We start from the raw sequence: 19272 nt of genomic DNA on the forward strand, positions 1-19272 counted from the left end.
CTGCGCAGCCCCTGCGGGCGACGGCGCGGTCACCGCAGCCGGGCCGAGGCGAGGACGGCGGCGAGGTGGCCGACCACGGTGACCAGCGCGGCGGCGACGAGCCCGGCGAGCAGGACGCGGGTGGCGGCGCCGTCGGTCACCAGGTCGACGAGGGCCGCGGCGAGCACCAGCAACGACAGCTCCACGGAGTGGAAGACGCGGTGGAACGGCACGAACCGGGCGACCCGGCGGGCGCGGCGGAGCAGGCCGCCGGTGGGCACGCGCACCTCCTCGGCGTCCCGCACCTGGGTGAGCCCGGCGTAGTGCCGGGCCACGTGGACGAGGTCGTTCTCCACCTTGTTCAGGGCGACGAGCAGCCCGAGCAGCAGCCCGGCGCTGATCCAGGGCCCGCTGGTCTGGAGGCCGCCGGTGGCGCGGACGCCGAGGGCGACCGCGATCCCGCACTCGGCGACGTAGTGCCCCACCCGGTCGAGGTAGACCCCGAGCGGTGAGGAGGTCGCCCGCCAGCGGGCGACCTCGCCGTCGCTGCAGTCGAGCAGCATCTGCAGCTGGACGAGGACGACGACCAGCACCGCCCCCGCCAGGCTCGGCCAGCCGGTCGCGACCGCGGCCAGCGCGGCGCAGAGGATCATCAGCCAGGTGACCCCGTTGGCGGTGAACCCCGCCCGCAGCAGCACCCGGGTGAGGTACGGCGAGATGTCCCGCAGGTAGGCGTGCGCGACCCAGTGCTCGGCCCCGGCCCGGGTGCGGACACTGGGGGGCTGGGTCACCTCGCGCAGCTGCGCGATCGTCGGGTCAGCCGGTCGCGGCGCCGCGGTCGTCGGGTCGGTCATCCGGCCGCCGCCCAGAGTTCATCCAGGGTTGGGGCGACAGGCATGGCGTCCACCCTATCCTCGGCGACGGCACCCACCCGGCTGCCCGCGCCCGCACGGTTGTACCGCCCAGCGCGGCGACGCATACTCGACCCATGGGGCGGTACCTGCCGATCATCATCGTGGCCCTGCTGATGATCTTCTGCGTGGTCGAGGTGGCGCAGGCGCCCCCGCTCGCCGTCCGCCGGATGCCCCGCTGGCTCTGGGCCGTGGCCATCATCTGCGTGCCGCTCGTCGGCGCGGTCGCCTGGCTCCTGCTGGGCCGGCCCAACGCCGAGAGCCTGGGCAAGGGTCGCCCCCGTCCCCGGCCGGCCGCCCCGGACGACGACATCGACTTCCTCCGCGGCCTCTGAGGTCCACCCCCCGGTCGGATCCGTCCCGCCGGGGCGCCGCCCGGCTCACCCGCTGAGCTCAGCCAGCCGTCGCCCCAGGTAGGCCCGTTCCGGTCCGCTGGTGGTGAGCTCCAGCGCCTCCCCGTACGCCACCGACGCCTCGGCCGTCCGGCCCAGCCGTCGCAGCAGGTCGGCCCGCGCCGCGGGCAGCGGTGGGTACCCCGACAGGGCCCCTCCCTCAGCCAGCGCCTCCACCAGCGGCAGCCCTGCACCGGGCCCGTCGCGGAAGGCCACCGCGACCGCCCGGTTCAGGGCGACGACCGGCGACGGGTCCAGAGCCAGCAGCACGTCGTAGAGCGCCACCACCTGGGGCCAGTCGGTGCTCTCCACCGACGGGGCCTCGGCGTGCAGCGCGGCGATGGCCGCCTGCACCGCGTAGGGGCCCCGCGCCCCGCCGGTCAGGGCCGCCACGACCAGGCCGCGGCCCTCCTCCACCTCCCCCGCGTCCCAGCGGGAGCGGTCCTGCTCCTCCAGCGGGACCGGGACCCCCGCGGCGTCGGTGCGGGTGGCCCGCCGGCTGTCGACCAGCAGCAGCAGCGCCAGCAGACCGGTCACCTCACGCTCCTGGGGCAGCAGCCGGTGCAGCAGGCGCGCCAGCCGCAGCGCCTCGCCGGTGAGGTCGGGCCGGAGCAGCGCGGGTCCGCGGCTGGCCCCGTAGCCCTCGGTGAAGACCAGGTAGAGCACGGCGAGCACCCCGGGCAGCCGGTCCGGCAGCTCGTCCACGTCCGGGACCCGGAACGGGATCCGCGCGTCCCGCACCTTGCGCTTGGCCCGGACGATCCGCTGCTGCATCGTCGTCGTCGGCACCAGGAAGGCGTCGGCCACCTCGGCCGTGGTCAGCCCGCCGAGGAACCGGAGGGTCAGGGCCGTCTGCGCCTCCAGCGGCAGCGCCGGGTGGCAGCAGGTGAAGAAGAGCTGCAGCTGCTCGTCCCCGAAGGGGCCGCCGGGCACGGCCCCGGCCGGTGGGCCGGCCCGCCCCGTCTCCAGCCGCAGCTCCGCCACCCGCTCGGCGTGCCGGTGGTCCCGGCGGATCCGGTCGACGGCCCGCCGGCGCGCCGTCGTGACCAGCCAGGCCAGCGGCTGGGTGGGCACGCCGTCGACGGGCCAGCGGCGCAGCGCGACCTCGACGGCCTCGGACGCGACCTCCTCGGCGAGGTCGAGGTCCCCGAGACGGGCGGCGAGGACGGCCAGCAACCGCCCGCGGTCCTCCCGGAAGACGGCCTCGACCGCAACGGAGGCCTCCTCCGCCGCCGTCACCTCAGAACTCGGCGAGCGGGCGGACCTCGACCCGCCCGTACCGGGCGCCGGGGCAGCGTGCCGCCCAGTCCAGGGCCGCGTCGAGGTCGGGGACGTCGACGATGTCGAAGCCGCCGAGGAACTCGCGCGTCTCGGGGTAGGGGCCGTTGGTGAGCAGCCGACGGCCGCCGCCGTCGACCTGGACGGTCGTCGCGACGTCGACCCCCGCGAGCGCGCTCCCGCTCACCCGCACCCCGGCGTCGAGCAGGGCCCGCTCGTAGGCCAGGAACTCCTCGACGCTCGGACCCTCGCCCGTCACCGGCGGCCCCTGCCCCTCCGGCTCGTCGGGGTGGAAGCCGATGACCAGCAGCATGTACTTCACGGTGTTCTCCTTCGTCGTGGTGGTCCGTGCGCTGAGGAGACGAACGGCGACGGCCAGGATCGACAGGGGTCGCGCTACACCTCGGCGCCGGGCAGGGCGTAGCAGGCCTCGACGGCGGCGAGGAAGCGCGCCGTGCTCGCCCGGCCCGCGGTCTCGCCGAAGTAGTGCCGGGTGAGCGCGGCGAGCAAGGCGGGGTCCTGCTCGGCCAGCCGCCCCAGCACCGCGCCGGCGTCGACGGCCGCCAGCAGCGGCAGCCGGTCCAGCAGCGCGGACGGCGGGCGGGACGCCGTGCGGACGGGCTCGGTGACGACGAGCGGCTTGCCCGTGGCGAGCCAGTCGTAGGCGATGGCCGACACGTCGGTGACGCACGCGTCGGCGAACGTCCACTGCCAGCCGTACGGGCCCGTGTCGACGAGGTGGTCCTCGCCGGCCCGGCCCAGCAGCTCGCGGACCCGCCGGTCGGCGGTCGCGTGCGCCGCCGACGCGGCCCCGGTGCGCGGGTGCGGCCGGTAGACCACCCGGGCGCCCCCCGCGAGCAGCGCCTCGACGAGCGGCACCCCGTGCGAGGCCAGCGAGCCGTAGGCGATGCTCGGCCGGTCGCCCTCCCAGGTGGGCGCGTAGAGCACCCGCCGCCGGCCGTCCGCCGGCCAGTCGGGCGCGCCCGGGTAGGCGTGGTCCAGCTGCGGGCGCCCGACCTGGACCGTCCGCTCGGCCGGGTCGAAGCCGCGGAGCGCCGCCCCGAGCCGCGCGCTGCCGGCCGGTCCGCCGACGAAGGTCAGGTCGTAGGCCTTGTGCTGGTTCGACACGCTCGAGGCCTTGTCGCTCTCCCCGTGCCCCAGCTGGACGTGCACGGGCGCCGCGAAGCGCAGCATCCGGAAGTTGGGCTCCACCTGGTTGAGGTACAGCACCACCCGCACGTCGCGCTCGGCGACGAGGGTCTCCAGCGCCGCGCTGCCCCGGGCCAGGGTCACCGGCAGCCGGCTGCGCCGGTGCACGGCCTCGCCGGTGTCGGCCCGGTCCACGACCACCAGGACCGGCCGCTGCTCCGCCAGCTCCTCCAGGGGCAGGCGCCACTGCTCGAACTGGTACAGGTTCTCCGGGCCGGTGGCGAAGAAGACCACCACCGCCCCGTTGGGCAGCATCGCCCGGCGCGCCGCCTGCCGCGCGAAGCGGGGAGCGTTGACCTCGTTCGCGGCCCGCGTCGCGGCGGCGTGCGCCAGCCGCGCCACCCGGCGCAGGGGCCGGGTCAGGGCGGGCGTCGGGAGGGCGGGCGCACGCATCCTCAGGCCGGCGTCGGGTCCGACTTCTCCGCCGGCTCCGGGGGCAGGGTCTGCGCCTCGTCGTCGTCGAGGGCGGTCTCGCTGCGGTCGGCGCTCCACTCGGTGTGGAAGGAGCCCGGCTTGTCGACGCGCCGGTAGGTGTGGGCGCCGAAGAAGTCGCGCTGGGCCTGGATCAGCGCCGCGGGCAGCCGCTCGGCGCGGACGCCGTCGTAGTAGGCCAGCGAGGAGGAGAAGGCCGGGGTCGGGATGCCGTTCTGCGCCGCCCCGGCGACCACCCGGCGCCACGCGGCGAGACTGCTGCCCACCGCGTCGGCGAAGTAGTCGTCGGCCAGCAGCAGCGGCAGGTCCGCCTCGCGCTCGTAGGCCTCGGTGATGCGGTTGAGGAACCGCGCGCGGATGATGCAGCCACCCCGCCAGATGCGGGCCATGGCGCCGCGGTCGATGTCCCACCCGTACTCCGCGCTGGCCGCCGCGATCTGGTCGAAGCCCTGGGAGTAGGCGACGACCTTGGACGCGTAGAGCGCCTGGCGGACGTCCTCGACGAACGCGTCCCGGTCCTGGACGTCCCAGGCCTGCGTGTGGGCGGCGAGCTTGCCGCGGGCCGCCTCGCGCTGCGGGAGCGACCCCGACAGCGCGCGGGCGAAGGTGGCCTCGGCGATCCCGGTGATCGGCACGCCCAGGTCGAGCGCGTTCTGCACCGTCCAGCGGCCGGTGCCCTTCTGCTCGGCCTGGTCGAGGATGAGGTCGACGAAGGCCTGGCCGCTCTCGGCGTCGGTGTGGGCCAGCACGTCGGCGGTGATCTCGATGAGGAAGCTCTCGAGGTCGCCCTCGTTCCAGGTGCGGAAGATCTCCGCGATCTCGGCGGCGCTCGCTCCGGTCCCCTGCTTGATGAGGTCGTAGGCCTCGGCGATGAGCTGCATGTCGGCGTACTCGATGCCGTTGTGCACCATCTTCACGAAGTGGCCGGCACCGTCGGGTCCGACGTAGGTGCAGCAGGGCTCGCCGTCCACCTTGGCCGCGATGTCCTCCAGCAGCGGGCCGAGCGACTCGTACGACTTGCGCGACCCGCCCGGCATGATCGACGGGCCCTTGAGCGCGCCCTCCTCGCCGCCGGACACGCCGCTGCCGACGAAGTGCAGGCCGTGCTCCTTGAGCTGCGCCTCGCGGCGGATGGTGTCCGGGAAGTGCGCGTTGCCGGCGTCGATGACGATGTCGTCGGTCTCCAGCAGCGGGATGAGCTCCTCGATCACCGCGTCGGTGGCGGGGCCGGCCTTGACCATGATGATCACGCGGCGCGGCCGCTCGAGCGACGCGACGAAGTCGGCCATCGACCTCGACGGCACGAAGGTGCCCTCGGAGCCCGCCTCGGCCAGCAGCGACTCGGTCTTGGCGTAGGTGCGGTTGTGGATCGCCACCCGGTGGCCGTGCCGCGCGAAGTTCCGGGCCAGGTTGCGACCCATGACCGCGAGGCCGGTCACACCGATCTGGGCGAGCTCAGGCATGCAGGGACTCCTCCGTGGCTGTGAGACGATCGGAGCGCGGTCCGGGCCGCGCGCGCCTCAGCGTATCCACACCGGCCCCCGCGGCAGCAGTGGCCACAGTCGCAGTCTCACCACGGGAAGCCGGAGGAAGCCCCCATGCTCCAGCCGCTGGGCATCAGCGCCGAGGCCGAGGCCATCTACCTCGTCCTCGCGCCGATCGGGAACGCCACGAGCGCCGAGCTGTCCGAGCTGAGCTCGGTCCCCGCCGACGAGCTCGACCGGCGCCTCGACGAGCTGCGCAAGCTGGGCCTGGCCACGGAGCTGTCCCGCGGCACCTGGCGCTCGCTCCCCCTTCCCGACGTGGCCAACGCGCTCAAGGCCCAGCGGCTGTCGGAGCTCGAGATGGCGAGCCTGGCCGCGGAGTCGCTGCACAGCCACCTGCTGGCGGCCACCCAGAACCAGAGCGACGACATCCGGATCGTGGTGGGCCGCGAGGCGATCTCGGCCAGCAACAAGGACCTGTGCTCCAAGGCGCAGAAAGAGATCTGCATGTTCGACAAGCCGCCCTACGCCGACGAGCGCGAGGCGGACGAGGAGATCCTCGAGGAGGCGGCCGAGGAGTGGAAGGCGCTGGACCGGGGCACCCGGCTGCGCTGCGTCTACCACCCGGGGTTCGACGCCGACCGGCTCAAGGAGCTGACCCTCTTCGCCGCCAAGGGCGAGGAGTCCCGCACGGCCCCGGTGCCGATGAAGCTGGTCATCGTCGACGCCTCGGTCGCGCTGATCCCGTCGATGCGGTCCTACCTCCCCGGCCACGAGCTGCGGATGTCCATCGTGCGGCACCCGCTGCTGGTGGAGGCGCTGCAGTGGCTGTTCGAGGCGGTCTGGGACACCGCGGTCCCGATCGTCGCCTCGACCTACACCGAGAACGACCCGCGGCGCCAGATGCTGATGTCGCTGCTGATGACCGGCTCGACCGACCAGGCCATCGCGAGCAACCTGGGCATCAACGTGCGCTCGGTGCGGCGCTGGATCTCCGAGCTGATGGACGAGCTCGGCGTCACCACCCGTCTCCAGCTCGGTGCGGCGATGGTCCGGGCCGAGTACATCCGCACGCAGACGTACGGCATGATGGGCGCCGCGGCCTCCTCGCGCCCGTAGCACGCAGCAGCGCCCGCGCTCCCTCCGGGGTGGCGCGGGCGCTGCTGGACGGGCGTGGCGGCCGGTTCCGCTGCGGGGAGCAGTGGGCCGGCTGACCGGTCGTCGCGTGAGCCTGTGCTGCTAGCCGTCTCCGGGACTGTCAGGGGTTCCGGCCTCCCGAAGGATTCCGAGGTTGGTCCTGACCTGCCCGACCCCTGCCCGGCGCGCCGGCCGTGAGCCGAGCGCGCCCAGCACGGGTGGAGTCAGCTCAGACGCCGCGACCGTCGAGGGTCGAGACCGTCTTGACGCCACGACCGGCGTCGTCGGTGGTGATGGTGGCAGCGGTGCCACCGACCAGGAGCAGCGAGACGACGGCCGCGCTGATGCCGGCGACGACCTTGCGAGCGGTACGGGAGGTGCGCATGGGGGGAATTCCTTCCGGTTTGTCCCGCCATCGGGGGGGAGGGGTTTTGATGGCGGGAACCCTGACGTTTCGAGAAGAAAGATATGCACGCAGGACAATGCGCGTCGACACCTGGCGGTGGCAACTAGGAGACATGTCATCAAGCGGACACGACAAAATCGCGTTAGGTGCTCCGGGTGGCACCTACGCGTGAGATCTCCGATCACCGCACCCGGTCCACAGGCCCCCGTGGTCGTGGAATCGCTCGCTCCTGCGTGGAGGAGCCGTCACCGTGTGCCGGCCATCTCGACCGGTGGAAGAACCGGGGCGCCTCTCGTCGGCGCTCCTTTCCGCCGATCAGACTTTCCCTAATGAGCACCGCCGTCAAGGGTGTCGGCCGTGGTTCCCCCAATTACTTGTAGCCGGTGGCCAAAATGCGGGCCGCCACGCAGGTCTGGTGCCGGTGTCAGTGGTCCGTGCCAGCATCGGCGCCACGACGAGACCCGGGAGAGCCCATGACCTGCTACTTCATCCCCCCGTACCTGCTGGACCACCTGGCCAGCACCGCGGCCGACACGGCGGCGGGGGCGTTCGGCCGCTCCACGCTGGCGCTGGACCAGCGGCTGCGCGAGCAGCGCACCCGGCCGACCCCGCTCCCCCGGGCACCGAGGGTGCGCGTGGACGCCAGCACCGAGCGCCGCGTCGTGCACAGCGCCGGCGGCACCGAGACCCTGCCGGGCACCCCCGTCCGCTCCGACGACGACCCGGCCAGCGGTGACGCCGCGGTGGACGAGGCCTTCGAGTCCTCCGGTCAGGTCTGGGACCTGTTCGCGGAGGTCTTCGACCGCCGCTCCGTGGACGGCGAGGGCACGACGCTGTCCGTCACCGTCCACTACGGCCAGCGCTACGACAACGCCTTCTGGGACGGGAGCCAGCTGGTCTTCGGCGACGGGGACGGCGAGGTGTTCGACCGGTTCACCAAGCCGATGGACGTGATGGCCCACGAGTTCACCCACGGCGTCACCCAGTTCAGCGCCGGGCTGACCTACCAGGGCCAGTCCGGGGCGCTCAACGAGAGCGTCAGCGACGTCTTCGCGGCCCTGACCAAGCAGCGGGTGCTGGGGCAGGACGCCGGGAACGCCGACTGGCTGATCGGCGAGGGGCTGTTCCGGCCGGGCGTCGCCGCCCGGGCGCTGCGGTCCATGCTCGAGCCGGGCACCGCCTACGACGACCCGCAGCTGGGCCGCGACCCGCAGGTCGGCTCGATGGCCGACTACGTCGACACCGAGGAGGACAACGGCGGGGTGCACCTCAACTCCGGCATCCCCAACCGGGCGTTCGCCCTGGCGGCGGTGGCCCTGGGCGGCCCCAGCTGGGAGCAGGCGGGTCGCGTCTGGTACGACACGCTGACCGGCGGCGCGATCGGTGCCGACGTGGACTTCACCGGCTTCGCCGAGGCCACCCTGGCGTCGGCGGGCCGGCTCTTCGCCGACGACGCCACCGTCGAGGCCCGGGTGCGGGCGGCCTGGGTCGAGGTCGGGGTGCTGGCGCCGGCGGCGGACGGCCCCACCGCCCCGCCGGTCGACGCCGTCCCGGCCGAGCCCGCCCCGCCCGCCCCCGGCGTGCCGGTGGGTGACGCCCGCACGGTCGCGGTCCGGCGCAGCGGCGGCTTCGCCGGCGGCGTCCGGGCCGGCGAGCTGGACCTCGACGGCGACCCGCAGGGTCCGGAAGTCCGTCAGCTGCTGCTCGCCACCGACCTCTCGCTGCTGGCCGGCAGCGCCCCCGCGCCCGACCGGTTCGTCTACACGGTCGCCGTCGGCGACTGGCACCTCACCGTGCCCGAGCAGGACCTGACGCCGGAGCTGGACCAGGTCGTCCGGATCGTGCTGGGCGGGTCCGGCCGGCTCGACCTGGGCTGAGCGGTCCCCGCGGGTGGCTCAGACCAGCCCCGGGTCCTCCCACGGCAGCGGTGTCCCGGCGCTGACCGGCTGCACCGGCACCACCACCACCGGCCGGTGCTGCCGGTGGGCCAGCTGGGCGGCGACGGAGCCCCCGAAGAACTCCTTCAGCCCTGAGCGCACACCGCGGCGGCGGCTGCCGACGACGATCATCTCGACGCCGCAGATGTCGGCGAGCCGGGCCAGGGCGTAGGCGCGGTCGCCGGCGAGCTCCCGGAAGGTGACGGGCAGGTCCCCCACCAGGCCGCGGACGTGGTCGGCGAGCGCCGGGTCGAAGTCGCTGTCGGACAGCTCCGGGAGGTCGGGGTCCAGCGGGCGGGAGACCACGGTGCCGTCCGGACGTTCCTCGACGACGTAGCGCCCGACGTCGACGTGCGCGCACACCAGCTCGGCCGACAGCGCCCGGCCGAGGCGGACGGCCTGCTCCAGGACGACGTCGGCCTGGCCGTGGTTGACGCCGACCAGGATGCGGTGCTGACCAGGGGTGACGACCATGGGTCCTCCTCGCGCGGGCTACCGGTGGTGCTGACGATAGCCCTCGACGCCGGCACCCGCCTCGAGCGCGAGCAGGCTCGTCTTGACCTCCAGCCCGCCGACGTAGCCGCCGAGCGAGCCGTCGGAGCGGAGCACCCGGTGGCAGGGCACGACGACGGGGACCGGGTTGGTCGCGCAGGCGGAGCCGACCGCGCGGACGGCGCGCGGGCTCGCCGTCGCCCGGGCCACCTCGGTGTAGGACTCGGTCCGGCCGTAGGGCAGGCCGCGCAGGTGGTCCAGCACCGTGCGGCGGTAGCCGCTGCTCAGCTGCAGGTCCACGTCGACGGCGAACTCCCGTCGGGTGCCGGCGAAGTACTCGTCGAGCTGGCGCCGGACACCGTCCAGCCGCCCCGGGGCCCGGAGCACCCGGGGGCTGACCCGCGCGGCGAGCCGGGCGAGGACCGCGTCGTGGTCCTCCCGGGCGAAGGCGAGCCGGACCAGCCCCTGCCGGGTGGCCGCCAGCAGCAGCGGCCCGTAGGGCGAGTCGGTCGTGGTGTAGCCGACGTCCAGCAGGTCGGCGGACGCGGCGGCGACGACCAGCCGGTCGCGGAGCCTCTCCAGCTCGGCGGGGGTGGGGGCGTCGACGCCGGCGGTGCTCGTCGGGTCGGTGGCCCCCGGGGTGGAGGTGGGGGTGGGGGTGCTCATGGTCGCTCCTCGTGCTCGGTGCGGTCGGGGGGTGATGAGCGCCCCGGGGTCGATTGCCGCAGCGCGGCGACCCCGTCGGCGGCGGCCCGGCGCGCGGCGGCGGCCGTCCCGCCGAGCAGGGCGGCGACCTCGCCGTAGGGCAGGCCGGCGACGTGGTGGTAGGCCACGGCCTGCCGCTGCTTGGGCGGCAGCGCCCGCAGCCGGTCCCACAGCTCGTCGTCGGGCGGCTGCCAGACGCCGAGGTCCGACGTCCCGGCCGGGACCTCCTCCACCGTGACGGGTCGCCGCCGGGCGGCGCGGAGCGCGTCGATCGCCTTGCGCTGCGCGATCCGCACCAGCCAGGCCTCGACGTTGGCCCCGGCCGGCAGGTCGGGGTAGGCGCGCAGGGCGGCCAGGAAGGTCTCCGACCACGCGTCGTCCGCGTCGTGGGCGGTCAGCACGGCGCGGCACACCCGCAGCACGGTGGCCCCGTGGCGGGTGACGACGTCGTCGAACGGTGGGGTGCTCATCACCGGGTAGACGCCGGCCGACGCCCGGATGTGAGGTCGGCGGCCGACTCAGTGCCTGCTGGTCGCGTCCCGCACCTCCCCGACGAGCTCCACCAGCGCGTTGGCGGTGCCGTTGAACAGCAGGATCAGCGGCCGGAAGACGGCGGTGGACATGGTCTGGAACGGCAGCACCAGCCGGGCGGTCCGCAGCGGCAGGGCCAGGGCGACGTCCTTGGGCACCAGCTCGCCGACCACCAGGGAGAACAGGGTGGCCAGCACCAGGCCGGTCACGGTCCCGATCACGGGCACGGCCCCCGCGGGCACCCCGAGCGCCGTCAGCGGGTCCTTGAGCAGCCGGCTCACGGCCGGCTCGAAGGTGAGGCCGGTCAGCAGCGTGGTCACCGTGATGCCCAGCCGGGCGCCCGACCGGTGCGGGGAGGTGATCCGCAGGGCGTTGGTGGTGGTGGTGGTGGTGGTCAGCCCGGGCTCGCCGTCGCGCTCAGGGGCCTCCAGCTCGCTGCGGTCGAGGTTCACCAGGGCGAACTCCGAGGCGACGAAGAGCCCCCTGCCGAGGGTCAGGACCAGGCCGACGACGACCAGGAGCCAGTCGAGCAGCATGGGCGACCTCTCCAGGGGTGAGGGGTCAGCCTAGCGAGGCGTCGTCCAGCCCGGCGTACGCGGCGCTCGGCACCTGGGTGGCCAGCTTGCCGCCGCTGACGTCGACGAGGGTGCCGGTGATGTAGCCCGCCAGGTCGCTGGCCAGGAAGCACAGCAGGTTCGCCACGTCCTGCGCCTCGCCCCAGCGGCGCAGGCTCAGGGTGTCCAGCTTCGCCGACTGCTGCGCCGGCGGCAGGTCGGCGAAGCCGTTCATCGCCGTCGGGATCATCCCGGGGGCGTAGGAGTTCGCGGTGATCCCCCACGGGCCGAGCTCGCCGGCGATGGTGCGGGTGAACTGGACGACGGCGGCCTTCGAGGCGGCGTAGGCCGAGGAGCCGACGCTGGGCACGATGGCCGCGAACGAGGCCGCGTTGAGGATGCGGCCGGAACGCTGCCGCTTCATCACCGGCGCCACCGCGCGGCAGGTGGTGAAGGTGCCGCGGACGTTGACCTCGAAGCAACGGTCCCAGGCGGCGGCGTCGAGGTCCTCGAGCCGGCCCTCGACGTTGATGCCGGCGTTGTTCACCAGCACGTCGAGCCGGCCGAAGCGGGCGACGGCGTCGTCGACGACCCGCTGCACCGCCGCACCGTCGCGGACGTCGGCGGTCGCGGGCACCACCGTCGCCCCCTCGGCGACCAGGGACGCGGCCACCTCCTCGACCTCGGCGAGCCCGAGGTCCAGCGCCACCACCCGGGCCCCGTCGCGGGCGAAGGTCTCGGCGATGGCGCGGCCGATCCCCCGGCCCGCCCCGGTGACGAGCACGACGCGGTCCTGCAGGTCGATGAGCACGAGGCCTCCTGGGGCGGGGCCGGCCGGGGCCGGGGGCGGTGTCGACGGAGCGGTGCGAGAAGGTGGGCCAAACCCTAGTCCCGCGCCGGAGGGTCGGCGTCGGCAGCGTCGAGGAGACTCCTGTGAGCACAGACCCCACCCCGTCCGGCGGCCGCGACGCCACCGTGCGCACCGTCTGGGTGACCGGCGCGGGGAGCGGCGTCGGCCGCGCCGTCGCCGTGTCGGCCGCCCGGGCCGGGGCCCGGGTGGTGCTGACCGGACGCCGGCCGGACGCCCTGGCCGGGACGGCGTCTCTGGTCCGGGACGCCGGCGGCGAGGTCCTGGAGCTGCCGGCCGACACCGGGCGGGACGACCAGCTGCAGGAGGCCTGGGCCACCCTGCAGCAGACCTGGGGCGACCCCACCGACCTGGTGCTGTCGGCCGGCCTCAACCACCCGCGGCGCTACTGGCGGGACCAGACGATGGCGGACTTCCGCGCCATCGTCGACACCAACCTGACCGCCGCCGCCCTGGTCGTCGACCTCGCCCTGCCGGCCCTGCGGGCGGCCGGGGGCGGTGTCGTCGTCTTCGTGTCCTCCGTCTCGGGCTGGCAGTTCTCCCCCGACGCCGGCGTGGCCTACAGCGCCAGCAAGACCGCCGTCGGGTCGCTGGCCGCCCACCTCAACGCCCAGGAGAACCGCCACGGGGTCCGGGCCTGCGCGGTCTGCCCGGGCGACATCGACAGCGACTTCCTGAGCCTGCGGCCGGTGGTGCCGGGCGCGGGCGACCGGGTGGCGATGCTCAGCCCGGACGACGTCGCCCGCACCGTCCAGTTCGTGCTGGACAGCCCGCCGCACGTCTGCGTCAACGAGCTCGTGGTCACCCCGACCAAGCGCGACCCGGCGCCGAGGTGACGGCGTAGTGGGGCTCGAACCCGCGGACTGGCTGCTCAGCGCGGAGGAGCGCGGCAACCCGCGCACCACCCTGGACGACGGGCACCCGGGCGGCACCGCCTGGTCGACCGGCAACCTCGTCCGGCCGCTGGTGCACGGCGCCCCCTACTTCGCCGAGCTGGCCGCGAAGATCGCCGCCACCGGGCCGGGCGACCTCATCTACTTCACCGACTGGCGCGGCGACCCCGACGAGCGGCTGACCGGGGAGGACGGCAGCGAGGTCGAGACGCTGCTGTCGGCGGCGGACCGGCGCGGCGTCGACGTCCGGGGGCTGGTCTGGCGCTCGCACTGGGACGCGCTCTCGTTCTCCGGCCGGGAGAACCGCAGCCTCGGCGAGCGGCTGCAGGCCAACGGCGCTGAGGTGCTGCTGGACATGCGGGTGCGCACCGGCGGGTCCCACCACCAGAAGCTGGTGGTCATCCGGCACGCCGACCGGCCCGCCGACGACGTCGCCTACGTCGGCGGCATCGACCTGTGCCACTCCCGCCGCGACACCGCCGACCACGGCGGCGACCCCCAGCCGCAGCCGATGGCCGCGGTCTACGGGCCCACCCCGGCCTGGCACGACGCCCAGGCGGCGATCAGCGGTCCCGGGGTCCACGACGTCGAGACGGTGTTCCGGGAGCGCTGGGAGGACCCCACCCCGCTCACCCGGCAGCCGCTCCGCCGGCTGCGGGACCGGCTGGCCGGCGACGACGTGAGCCCGGACCCGCTGCCCCCGCAGGCGCCGCCGCCCCCTGCGGTGCCCGGCGGCAGCCACGCGCTGCAGCTGCTGCGCACCTACCCGAACCTGCGGCACGGGCGCGACCACCCCTTCGCCCGCGGCGGCGAGCGCAGCGTGGCCCGGGGCTACGGCAAGGCGCTGGCCCGCACCGACGAGCTGGTCTACGTCGAGGACCAGTACCTGTGGTCCCGGGAGGTGGCCCAGGCCTTCGCCGACGCCCTCCGCCGGAGCCCCCGGCTGCGCGTCATCGCGGTGCTGCCGCAGCGACCCGACCAGTCCTCGCCGCTGTCCCGGGTCCCCCAGGACCTGGGACGGGAGACCGCCGTGCGGCTGATGACCGAGGCCGGCGGGGACCGCGTCTCGCTGTACGGTCTGGAGAACCACGCGGGGACGCCGGTCTACGTGCACGCCAAGGTCTGCGTGATGGACGACTGCTGGGCGACCATCGGCTCGGACAACTTCAACCGCCGCTCCTGGACCCACGACTCGGAGCTGTCCGCCGTCGTCGTCGACACCGAGGGCGGCGACCACTCGGCCTACGCCCGCCGGCTCCGCCTCACCCTGGCCGCCGAGCACCTGGACCGGGACGTCACGGCGGACAGCCTCGACGCCGTGATGGCGGACTGCCGCGGCGCCGACGGGATGGCAGACGCCTTCGCCGCCGCCGCCGCCCGGCTGCAGGCCTGGCACGACGGCGGGGAGCACGGCACCCGCCCGCCCGGTCGGCTGGTCCCGCTGGCCCGGCCCCGGATCAGCCGGCTCGCCCGGACCTGGGCCTGGCCGCTGTACCGCACGGTGCTCGACCCGGACGGACGACCCCGCGCGCTGCGCCGGAGCGGCCAGTTCTGACCCGTGACCGGTGCCGGGGCCGACGCCGCTGAACGCCGCCCTGCATAAGCGTTGACTTATACAACTCCTCCTGCTGCACTGGTGGACGTGCACGCACTCGACGTCCTCGGCGACCCCGTCCGTCGACGCCTGGTCGAGCTGCTGCGGGACGGCGAGCAGCCGGCCGGGGTCCTGGGCCACCAGGTGACCGCCGAGTTCGGCATCTCCCAGCCGGCCGTCTCGCAGCACCTGCGCGTGCTGCGGGACACGGGATTCGCCCGCGTCCGGGCGGTCGGCAACCGCCGGCTCTACGCCCTGGAGCCGGCGCCGCTGCAGCAGGTCGACGCGTGGCTCGAGCCGTACCGGGCGCACTGGGCACACCGCCTCGACGCCCTCGACACCGAGATCCGGCGCGGACGCCGGGACAGGAGCACGCCATGAACGAGACCACCACCACGCCCCTCGACCACCCCTTGGGCCGCCTGGGTGCGGTCGTCCGCGAGGACGGCGAGGTCCTGCTGCGCTTCGAGCGGCACTACGACGTCCCGGCCGCCGACGTCTGGTCGGCCCTCACCGACCCGGAGCGGACGGCGCGCTGGATCGGCCGCTGGAGCGGCGACCCGACCGAGGGCCACGTGCTGCTGACCATGACCGACGAGGAGGGCGCCGCGGCCGAGCCCGTCACCATCGACCGCTGCGAACCGCCCTCGCGGCTGGAGGTCACGGCGGGCACGCCGGACGGGCCCTGGCCGCTCACGGTGCTGCTGAGCGAGGAGGGCGGCCGCACCCGGCTGCTCTTCACCCACCGGCTCGCCGAGCCCTACGACGCCGGCGACATCGGGCCGGGCTGGCACTACTACCTCGACCGCCTCGACGCCGTGGTCGCGGGCGGTCCGGTGCCGTCGGACTTCACCGCCTACCACCCCCGGCTGGCCGGGAGCTACCCCGTCCCGGAGCCCTGACCGGCCGGACGCTCAGGCCTTGACCGCCATCACGGGGTGGTGGACGGTCAGCAGGATGCGACTGGCGGCGCTGCCCAGGATGAGCTTGCCGACGGGGGTGCGGCGGCGCAGCCCGATCACCACCAGCTCGGCGTCGACCTCGCCCGCGATCCGGTCGAGGTCCTCGGCGACGTCCTGGCCGTCGCTCGTCTGCCGCAGCTCGGCCTCCACGTCCAGCGCGTCCAGCTCGGCCTGCAGGGCCGCGACGGCGCTGTCCTGCAGGTAGCGCTCGTCCACCAGCGCGTCGCCCCGGGTGGTGTTCACCACCACCAGCCGGACACCGCGGAAGCGCGCCTCCTCGATCCCCTTGGCCAACGCCGCCCGACCCTCCGGGTTGGGCACGTAGCCCACCACGACTGCACTCACCCCAGCACCTCCTCGTGTCCGGTCACAGCCCGTCCTCGCGGGTCCGGCCCCTCACACCAGGGCCTCCTTCCGCCGTCGGGTCAGCTTGAGCAGCGGTGGCAGCACGACGGCGAGCAGGGCCACCAGCAGCACGACCCGGCTGAACCAGGAGTCCACCAGCGTCGAGAGGTCGCCGTCGCTGATGGCCAGCGCCCGCCGCAGGTTGGTCTCGGCGATCGGCCCGAGGATGAGCCCGATCACCGCGGGCGCCACCGGCCAGCCGAAGCGCCGCATGGCGAAGCCCAGCAGGCCGAGGACCAGCAGGATGACCAGGTCCAGCGGCTGCGCGTTGACCGCGTAGGAGCCGAGCGAGGCGAAGAGCAGGATGCCGGCGTACAGGTAGGGGCGCGGGATCTTCAGCAGCTTCACCCAGATGCCGACCAGCGGCAGGTTGAGCACCAGCAGCATGACGTTGCCGATGAACAGCGAGGCGATCAGGGTCCAGACCAGCGTCGACTCCGTGGTCAGCAGCGTGGGTCCGGGTTGGATCCCGTACCCCTGGAAGGCGGCGAGCAGGATGGCGGCGGTGGCCGAGGTGGGCAGGCCCAGCGTCAGCAGCGGCACCAGCACGCCGGCGGCCGCCGCGTTGTTCGCCGCCTCCGGCCCGGCGACGCCCTCGATGGCGCCGCGGCCGAACTCCTCCGGGTGCTTCGTCAGCCGGCGCTCGGTGGCGTAGGAGAGGAAGGTCGGGATCTCGGCGCCGCCGGCGGGGAGCGCCCCGAACGGGAAGCCCAGCGCCGTCCCCCGCAGCCACGGCTTCCACGACCGGCGGAAGTCCTGCCGGGTCAGGAAGGAGCCCTTCGAGCTCATCACCTCGACCGGTCCGTGCCGCAGCCGCGAGGCGACGTGCAGGGCCTCCCCCACGGCGAACAGGGCCACGGCGACGATGACGACGTCGATGCCGTCCGCGAGCTGCGGGAGTCCGAACGTGAACCGCTGCTGCCCGGTGAGCAGGTCGGTGCCGACCAGGCCGAGGAACAACCCGACGCACAACGACGCGAGGCCGCGCAACGGCGAGGAGCCGAGCACCGTGGCCACGGCCAGGAAGGCCAGCAGGGCCAGCGCGAAGTAGTCCGCCGGCCCGATGGAGATCGCCAGCTGCACGACGGTCGGGGCCACCAGGGCCAGCAGCAGCGTGGCGATGGTGCCGGCGACGAAGGAGCCGATCGCCGCCGTGCCGAGGGCCGCCGCGCCCCGTCCGGCCTTGGCCATCTTGTTGCCCTCGAGCGCGGTCATGATCGAGCTGGACTCACCGGGGGTGTTGAGCAGGATCGACGTCGTGGAGCCGCCGTACATGCCGCCGTAGTAGATGCCGGCGAACATGATGAAGGCCGCCGTCGGCTCCAGCACGTAGGTGATGGGCAGCAGCAGCGCGACCGTCATGGCCGGCCCGATCCCGGGCAGGACCCCGACCGCGGTGCCCAGCAGCACACCGAGCAGCGCGAAGAGCAGGTTGATCGGCGTCAGGGCCTCACCGAAGCCGTCGAGCAGCGCCACGAACGCGTCCATCAGGCCGCTCCGACCTCAGGGGGGCGACCCCTGAGGACCCCGGCGCCGGGCATCACATCCACTCCGTGGCGAGCTCGAGCAGGATCCCGCCCGGCAGCACCACGCCGAGCGCCTTGACGAACAGCAGCCAGATGATCACCGAGGTGATCCCGCCGGCGATGAGCGGCCGGACGACGCCCCGGGCCCCGAGCGCCCAGGCGACCACGCCGAACATCGACGTCACCGCGAGCGGCCAGCCGACCACGTTGATCAGCAGCGCGTGGGCGAGGAAGGCGACCGCGATGATGGCCACGGCCCGCCACGACGTCGGGGCGTCGGGGTCGATATCCTCCCCGTCCTCCTCGGGGCCGCGGTCGCCGCGCAGGATCCGGATGGCCAGGAGGGCGCCGACCAGGGCGGTCGCGCCGCCCACCAGGTAGGGGAAGAAGCGCGGCCCGACGGTGTTCGAGGAGCCCGGCACGGCGATCCCGCGGGCGTCCAGCACGAGGTAGGCCCCGAGGGCCACCAGCAGCACGCTGAGCACGAGCTCACCCCGGCGGGGCCGGCGCTCGGCGGGCAGCGCCGCGGCGGCGGGGGTTCTCCGCTCGCTGGTCGGCGGGGCGCTCACGTCAGCCCGATGTCGGACAGGATCGCTTGCACGCGGAGCTCCTCCTCGGACAGGAAGGTGGCGAACGGCTCCCCGGCGAGGAAGACGTCGTCGAACTCGTTCTTGGCCAGCACGTCCCTCCACTCGGGGGTGTCGTGCGCCCGGGTGACCAGATCGGTCAGGGCGGTGCGGGCCTCGGCGGTGAGGCCCGGGTGGGACATCAGCCCGCGCCAGTTGGAGAGGACGACGTCGTAGCCGGCCTCGGCGATCGTCGGGACGTCGGGAACCTGGCCGGAGCGCTTCTCGCTCGAGACCGCCAGACCCTTGAGGTCGCCCGACACCACCTGGGGCGCGTACTCCCCCACTCCCGAGATGCCGGCTGCCACCTTGCCGCCGAGCAGCGCCGCCAGCGACTCCCCGCCCCCGGAGTAGGCGATGTAGTTGATCAGCTTCGGGTCGACGCCGCCCTCGCCGGCCAGCAGGCCGGCCAGGATCTGGTCGGTGCCGCCCGCCGACCCCCCGGCCACCGGGAGACCGCGGGTGTCGTCCTTCCAGGCGGCGACGAAGTCCTCGAGGGTGTCATAGGGGGAGTCACCGGGGACCACGATGATCTCGGCCTCGCCGACCAGCCGTGCGATGGGGGTGACGTCGGTCAGCTTGACCGCCGACTTGTTGGTCTCGACGGCGCCCACCATCACCAGGCCCATCATCATCAGCAGCGCGTCGTCGGACTCGCGGCTGAGCTGGCCCAGGCCGATCGTGCCGCCGGCCCCCTCGACGTTGAACACCTGCACGTTGCGGGCCAGGCCCGTCGAGCGGATCACCCGCTGCAGCAGCCGGGCCGTGGTGTCCCAGCCGCCGCCGGGACTGGCCGGGGCCATGATGCGCAGCCGCGAGAGGTCCCCGGGCCGGGCGACCGTCCCGGCGCACCCCGTGAGCGCCAGCGCGGGCAACCCCAGCGCGCCGGCCAGCACGGTCCTGCGCGTCAGCGTCATCTCGTCCCGCCCCCCGACCTCGGTGTCGTCTCGG

21 protein-coding genes, 1 tRNA gene and 1 pseudogene are annotated in these 19272 nt (G+C 74.4%); 7 read left to right on the forward strand and 16 right to left on the reverse strand.

What is annotated here, in order from left to right:
* Positions 1-29 precede the first annotated feature (29 nt).
* Positions 30-833: a CDP-alcohol phosphatidyltransferase family protein gene (locus BLT72_RS18180; RefSeq protein WP_091414611.1), complete on the reverse strand. Its 804-nt coding sequence runs from the start codon at positions 831-833 to the stop codon at positions 30-32.
* Between the two features lie 134 nt (positions 834-967).
* On the opposite strand from BLT72_RS18180, the gene BLT72_RS18185 reads away from it, so the two are divergent.
* Positions 968-1225 (forward strand): PLD nuclease N-terminal domain-containing protein, encoded by a 258-nt coding sequence (locus BLT72_RS18185; protein ID WP_091414613.1) that lies wholly within the window; start codon positions 968-970, stop codon positions 1223-1225.
* A 45-nt stretch (positions 1226-1270) separates the two neighbouring features.
* Here BLT72_RS18185 and BLT72_RS18190 read toward each other — a convergent pair whose 3' ends face one another.
* From BLT72_RS18190 to gndA, 4 genes are all read right to left on the reverse strand, one after another.
* Entirely contained in the window at positions 1271-2521 is a 1251-nt protein-coding gene (locus BLT72_RS18190) for an RNA polymerase sigma factor (protein ID WP_091414615.1), read from the reverse strand.
* A 1-nt stretch (position 2522) separates the two neighbouring features.
* The gene (locus tag BLT72_RS18195) at positions 2523-2873 is read right to left on the reverse strand and encodes a YciI family protein (protein WP_091417821.1); all 351 of its coding nucleotides are present in this window, start codon (positions 2871-2873) and stop codon (positions 2523-2525) included.
* An 83-nt stretch (positions 2874-2956) separates the two neighbouring features.
* Positions 2957-4162, reverse strand: coding sequence for a CDP-glycerol glycerophosphotransferase family protein (locus BLT72_RS18200; RefSeq protein ID WP_157720559.1), 1206 nt, complete (start codon positions 4160-4162; stop codon positions 2957-2959).
* 2 nt (positions 4163-4164) lie between these two features.
* The gene (gene gndA / locus BLT72_RS18205) at positions 4165-5664 is read right to left on the reverse strand and encodes an NADP-dependent phosphogluconate dehydrogenase (protein ID WP_091414617.1); all 1500 of its coding nucleotides are present in this window, start codon (positions 5662-5664) and stop codon (positions 4165-4167) included.
* 135 nt (positions 5665-5799) lie between these two features.
* On the opposite strand from gndA, the gene BLT72_RS18210 reads away from it, so the two are divergent.
* Positions 5800-6804, forward strand: coding sequence for a hypothetical protein (locus BLT72_RS18210; RefSeq protein ID WP_091414619.1), 1005 nt, complete (start codon positions 5800-5802; stop codon positions 6802-6804).
* A gap of 247 nt (positions 6805-7051) precedes the next feature.
* Here BLT72_RS18210 and BLT72_RS22345 read toward each other — a convergent pair whose 3' ends face one another.
* Positions 7052-7207 (reverse strand): hypothetical protein, encoded by a 156-nt coding sequence (locus BLT72_RS22345; protein ID WP_157720560.1) that lies wholly within the window; start codon positions 7205-7207, stop codon positions 7052-7054.
* Between the two features lie 494 nt (positions 7208-7701).
* On the opposite strand from BLT72_RS22345, the gene BLT72_RS18220 reads away from it, so the two are divergent.
* Positions 7702-9105: a protealysin inhibitor emfourin gene (locus BLT72_RS18220; RefSeq protein WP_091414622.1), complete on the forward strand. Its 1404-nt coding sequence runs from the start codon at positions 7702-7704 to the stop codon at positions 9103-9105.
* 18 nt (positions 9106-9123) lie between these two features.
* On the opposite strand, the gene BLT72_RS18225 is transcribed toward BLT72_RS18220, so the two are convergent.
* The 5 genes from BLT72_RS18225 to BLT72_RS18245 are packed head-to-tail and all read right to left on the reverse strand — an operon-like array spanning position 9124 to position 12258.
* The gene (locus BLT72_RS18225) at positions 9124-9639 is read right to left on the reverse strand and encodes a universal stress protein (protein WP_091414624.1); all 516 of its coding nucleotides are present in this window, start codon (positions 9637-9639) and stop codon (positions 9124-9126) included.
* Positions 9640-9657: 18 nt separating this feature from the next.
* The gene (locus BLT72_RS18230; protein ID WP_091414626.1) at positions 9658-10323 is read right to left on the reverse strand and encodes a methylated-DNA--[protein]-cysteine S-methyltransferase; all 666 of its coding nucleotides are present in this window, start codon (positions 10321-10323) and stop codon (positions 9658-9660) included.
* On the reverse strand, positions 10320-10832 hold the full coding sequence (locus BLT72_RS18235) for an RNA polymerase sigma factor (protein ID WP_091414628.1): 513 nt from the start codon (positions 10830-10832) through the stop codon (positions 10320-10322). The genes BLT72_RS18230 and BLT72_RS18235 overlap by 4 nt, the downstream gene beginning before the upstream one ends.
* 48 nt (positions 10833-10880) lie before the next feature.
* Positions 10881-11429: a CNNM domain-containing protein gene (locus BLT72_RS18240; protein ID WP_197677084.1), complete on the reverse strand. Its 549-nt coding sequence runs from the start codon at positions 11427-11429 to the stop codon at positions 10881-10883.
* A gap of 25 nt (positions 11430-11454) precedes the next feature.
* Positions 11455-12258, reverse strand: coding sequence for an SDR family NAD(P)-dependent oxidoreductase (locus BLT72_RS18245; RefSeq protein WP_091414630.1), 804 nt, complete (start codon positions 12256-12258; stop codon positions 11455-11457).
* Positions 12259-12380: 122 nt separating this feature from the next.
* Between BLT72_RS18245 and BLT72_RS18250 the strand changes: the two genes are divergently transcribed.
* From BLT72_RS18250 to BLT72_RS23605, 3 genes and pseudogenes are all read left to right on the forward strand, one after another.
* Positions 12381-13151, forward strand: a complete 771-nt coding sequence (locus BLT72_RS18250) for an SDR family oxidoreductase (RefSeq protein WP_197677085.1) — start codon at positions 12381-12383, stop codon at positions 13149-13151.
* 7 nt (positions 13152-13158) lie between these two features.
* Entirely contained in the window at positions 13159-14763 is a 1605-nt protein-coding gene (locus BLT72_RS18255; protein WP_091414632.1) for a phospholipase D family protein, read from the forward strand.
* Positions 14764-14850: 87 nt separating this feature from the next.
* Positions 14851-15024: pseudogene (locus BLT72_RS23605) on the forward strand (ArsR/SmtB family transcription factor); the annotation flags it as partial.
* Here the strand turns inward: BLT72_RS23605 and BLT72_RS22355 are convergent.
* Positions 15002-15073, reverse strand: a tRNA-Gly gene (locus BLT72_RS22355). The pseudogene BLT72_RS23605 and the gene BLT72_RS22355 sit on opposite strands and share 23 nt — an antisense overlap.
* A 106-nt stretch (positions 15074-15179) precedes the next feature.
* On the opposite strand from BLT72_RS22355, the gene BLT72_RS18265 reads away from it, so the two are divergent.
* On the forward strand, positions 15180-15704 hold the full coding sequence (locus BLT72_RS18265; protein ID WP_091414634.1) for an SRPBCC family protein: 525 nt from the start codon (positions 15180-15182) through the stop codon (positions 15702-15704).
* A gap of 12 nt (positions 15705-15716) precedes the next feature.
* Here BLT72_RS18265 and BLT72_RS18270 read toward each other — a convergent pair whose 3' ends face one another.
* Genes BLT72_RS18270 through BLT72_RS18285 form a run of 4 tightly spaced genes read right to left on the reverse strand, consistent with a single transcriptional unit; the run spans position 15717 to position 19238 of the window.
* Complete coding sequence (locus BLT72_RS18270; RefSeq protein ID WP_091414636.1) at positions 15717-16109, reverse strand: universal stress protein; 393 nt, start codon at positions 16107-16109, stop codon at positions 15717-15719.
* A 51-nt stretch (positions 16110-16160) separates the two neighbouring features.
* Positions 16161-17657, reverse strand: coding sequence for a tripartite tricarboxylate transporter permease (locus tag BLT72_RS18275; protein WP_091414637.1), 1497 nt, complete (start codon positions 17655-17657; stop codon positions 16161-16163).
* A 52-nt stretch (positions 17658-17709) separates the two neighbouring features.
* Positions 17710-18264, reverse strand: coding sequence for a tripartite tricarboxylate transporter TctB family protein (locus tag BLT72_RS18280; protein WP_091414638.1), 555 nt, complete (start codon positions 18262-18264; stop codon positions 17710-17712).
* A complete protein-coding gene (locus BLT72_RS18285) occupies positions 18261-19238 on the reverse strand; it encodes a Bug family tripartite tricarboxylate transporter substrate binding protein (RefSeq protein WP_091414640.1) in 978 nt (325 codons plus the stop codon). The genes BLT72_RS18280 and BLT72_RS18285 overlap by 4 nt, the downstream gene beginning before the upstream one ends.
* Between the last annotated feature and the right edge of the window lie 34 nt (positions 19239-19272).

Source organism: Friedmanniella luteola, from assembly GCF_900105065.1.
Taxonomy (GTDB): Bacteria; Actinomycetota; Actinomycetes; order Propionibacteriales; family Propionibacteriaceae; genus Microlunatus; species Microlunatus luteolus.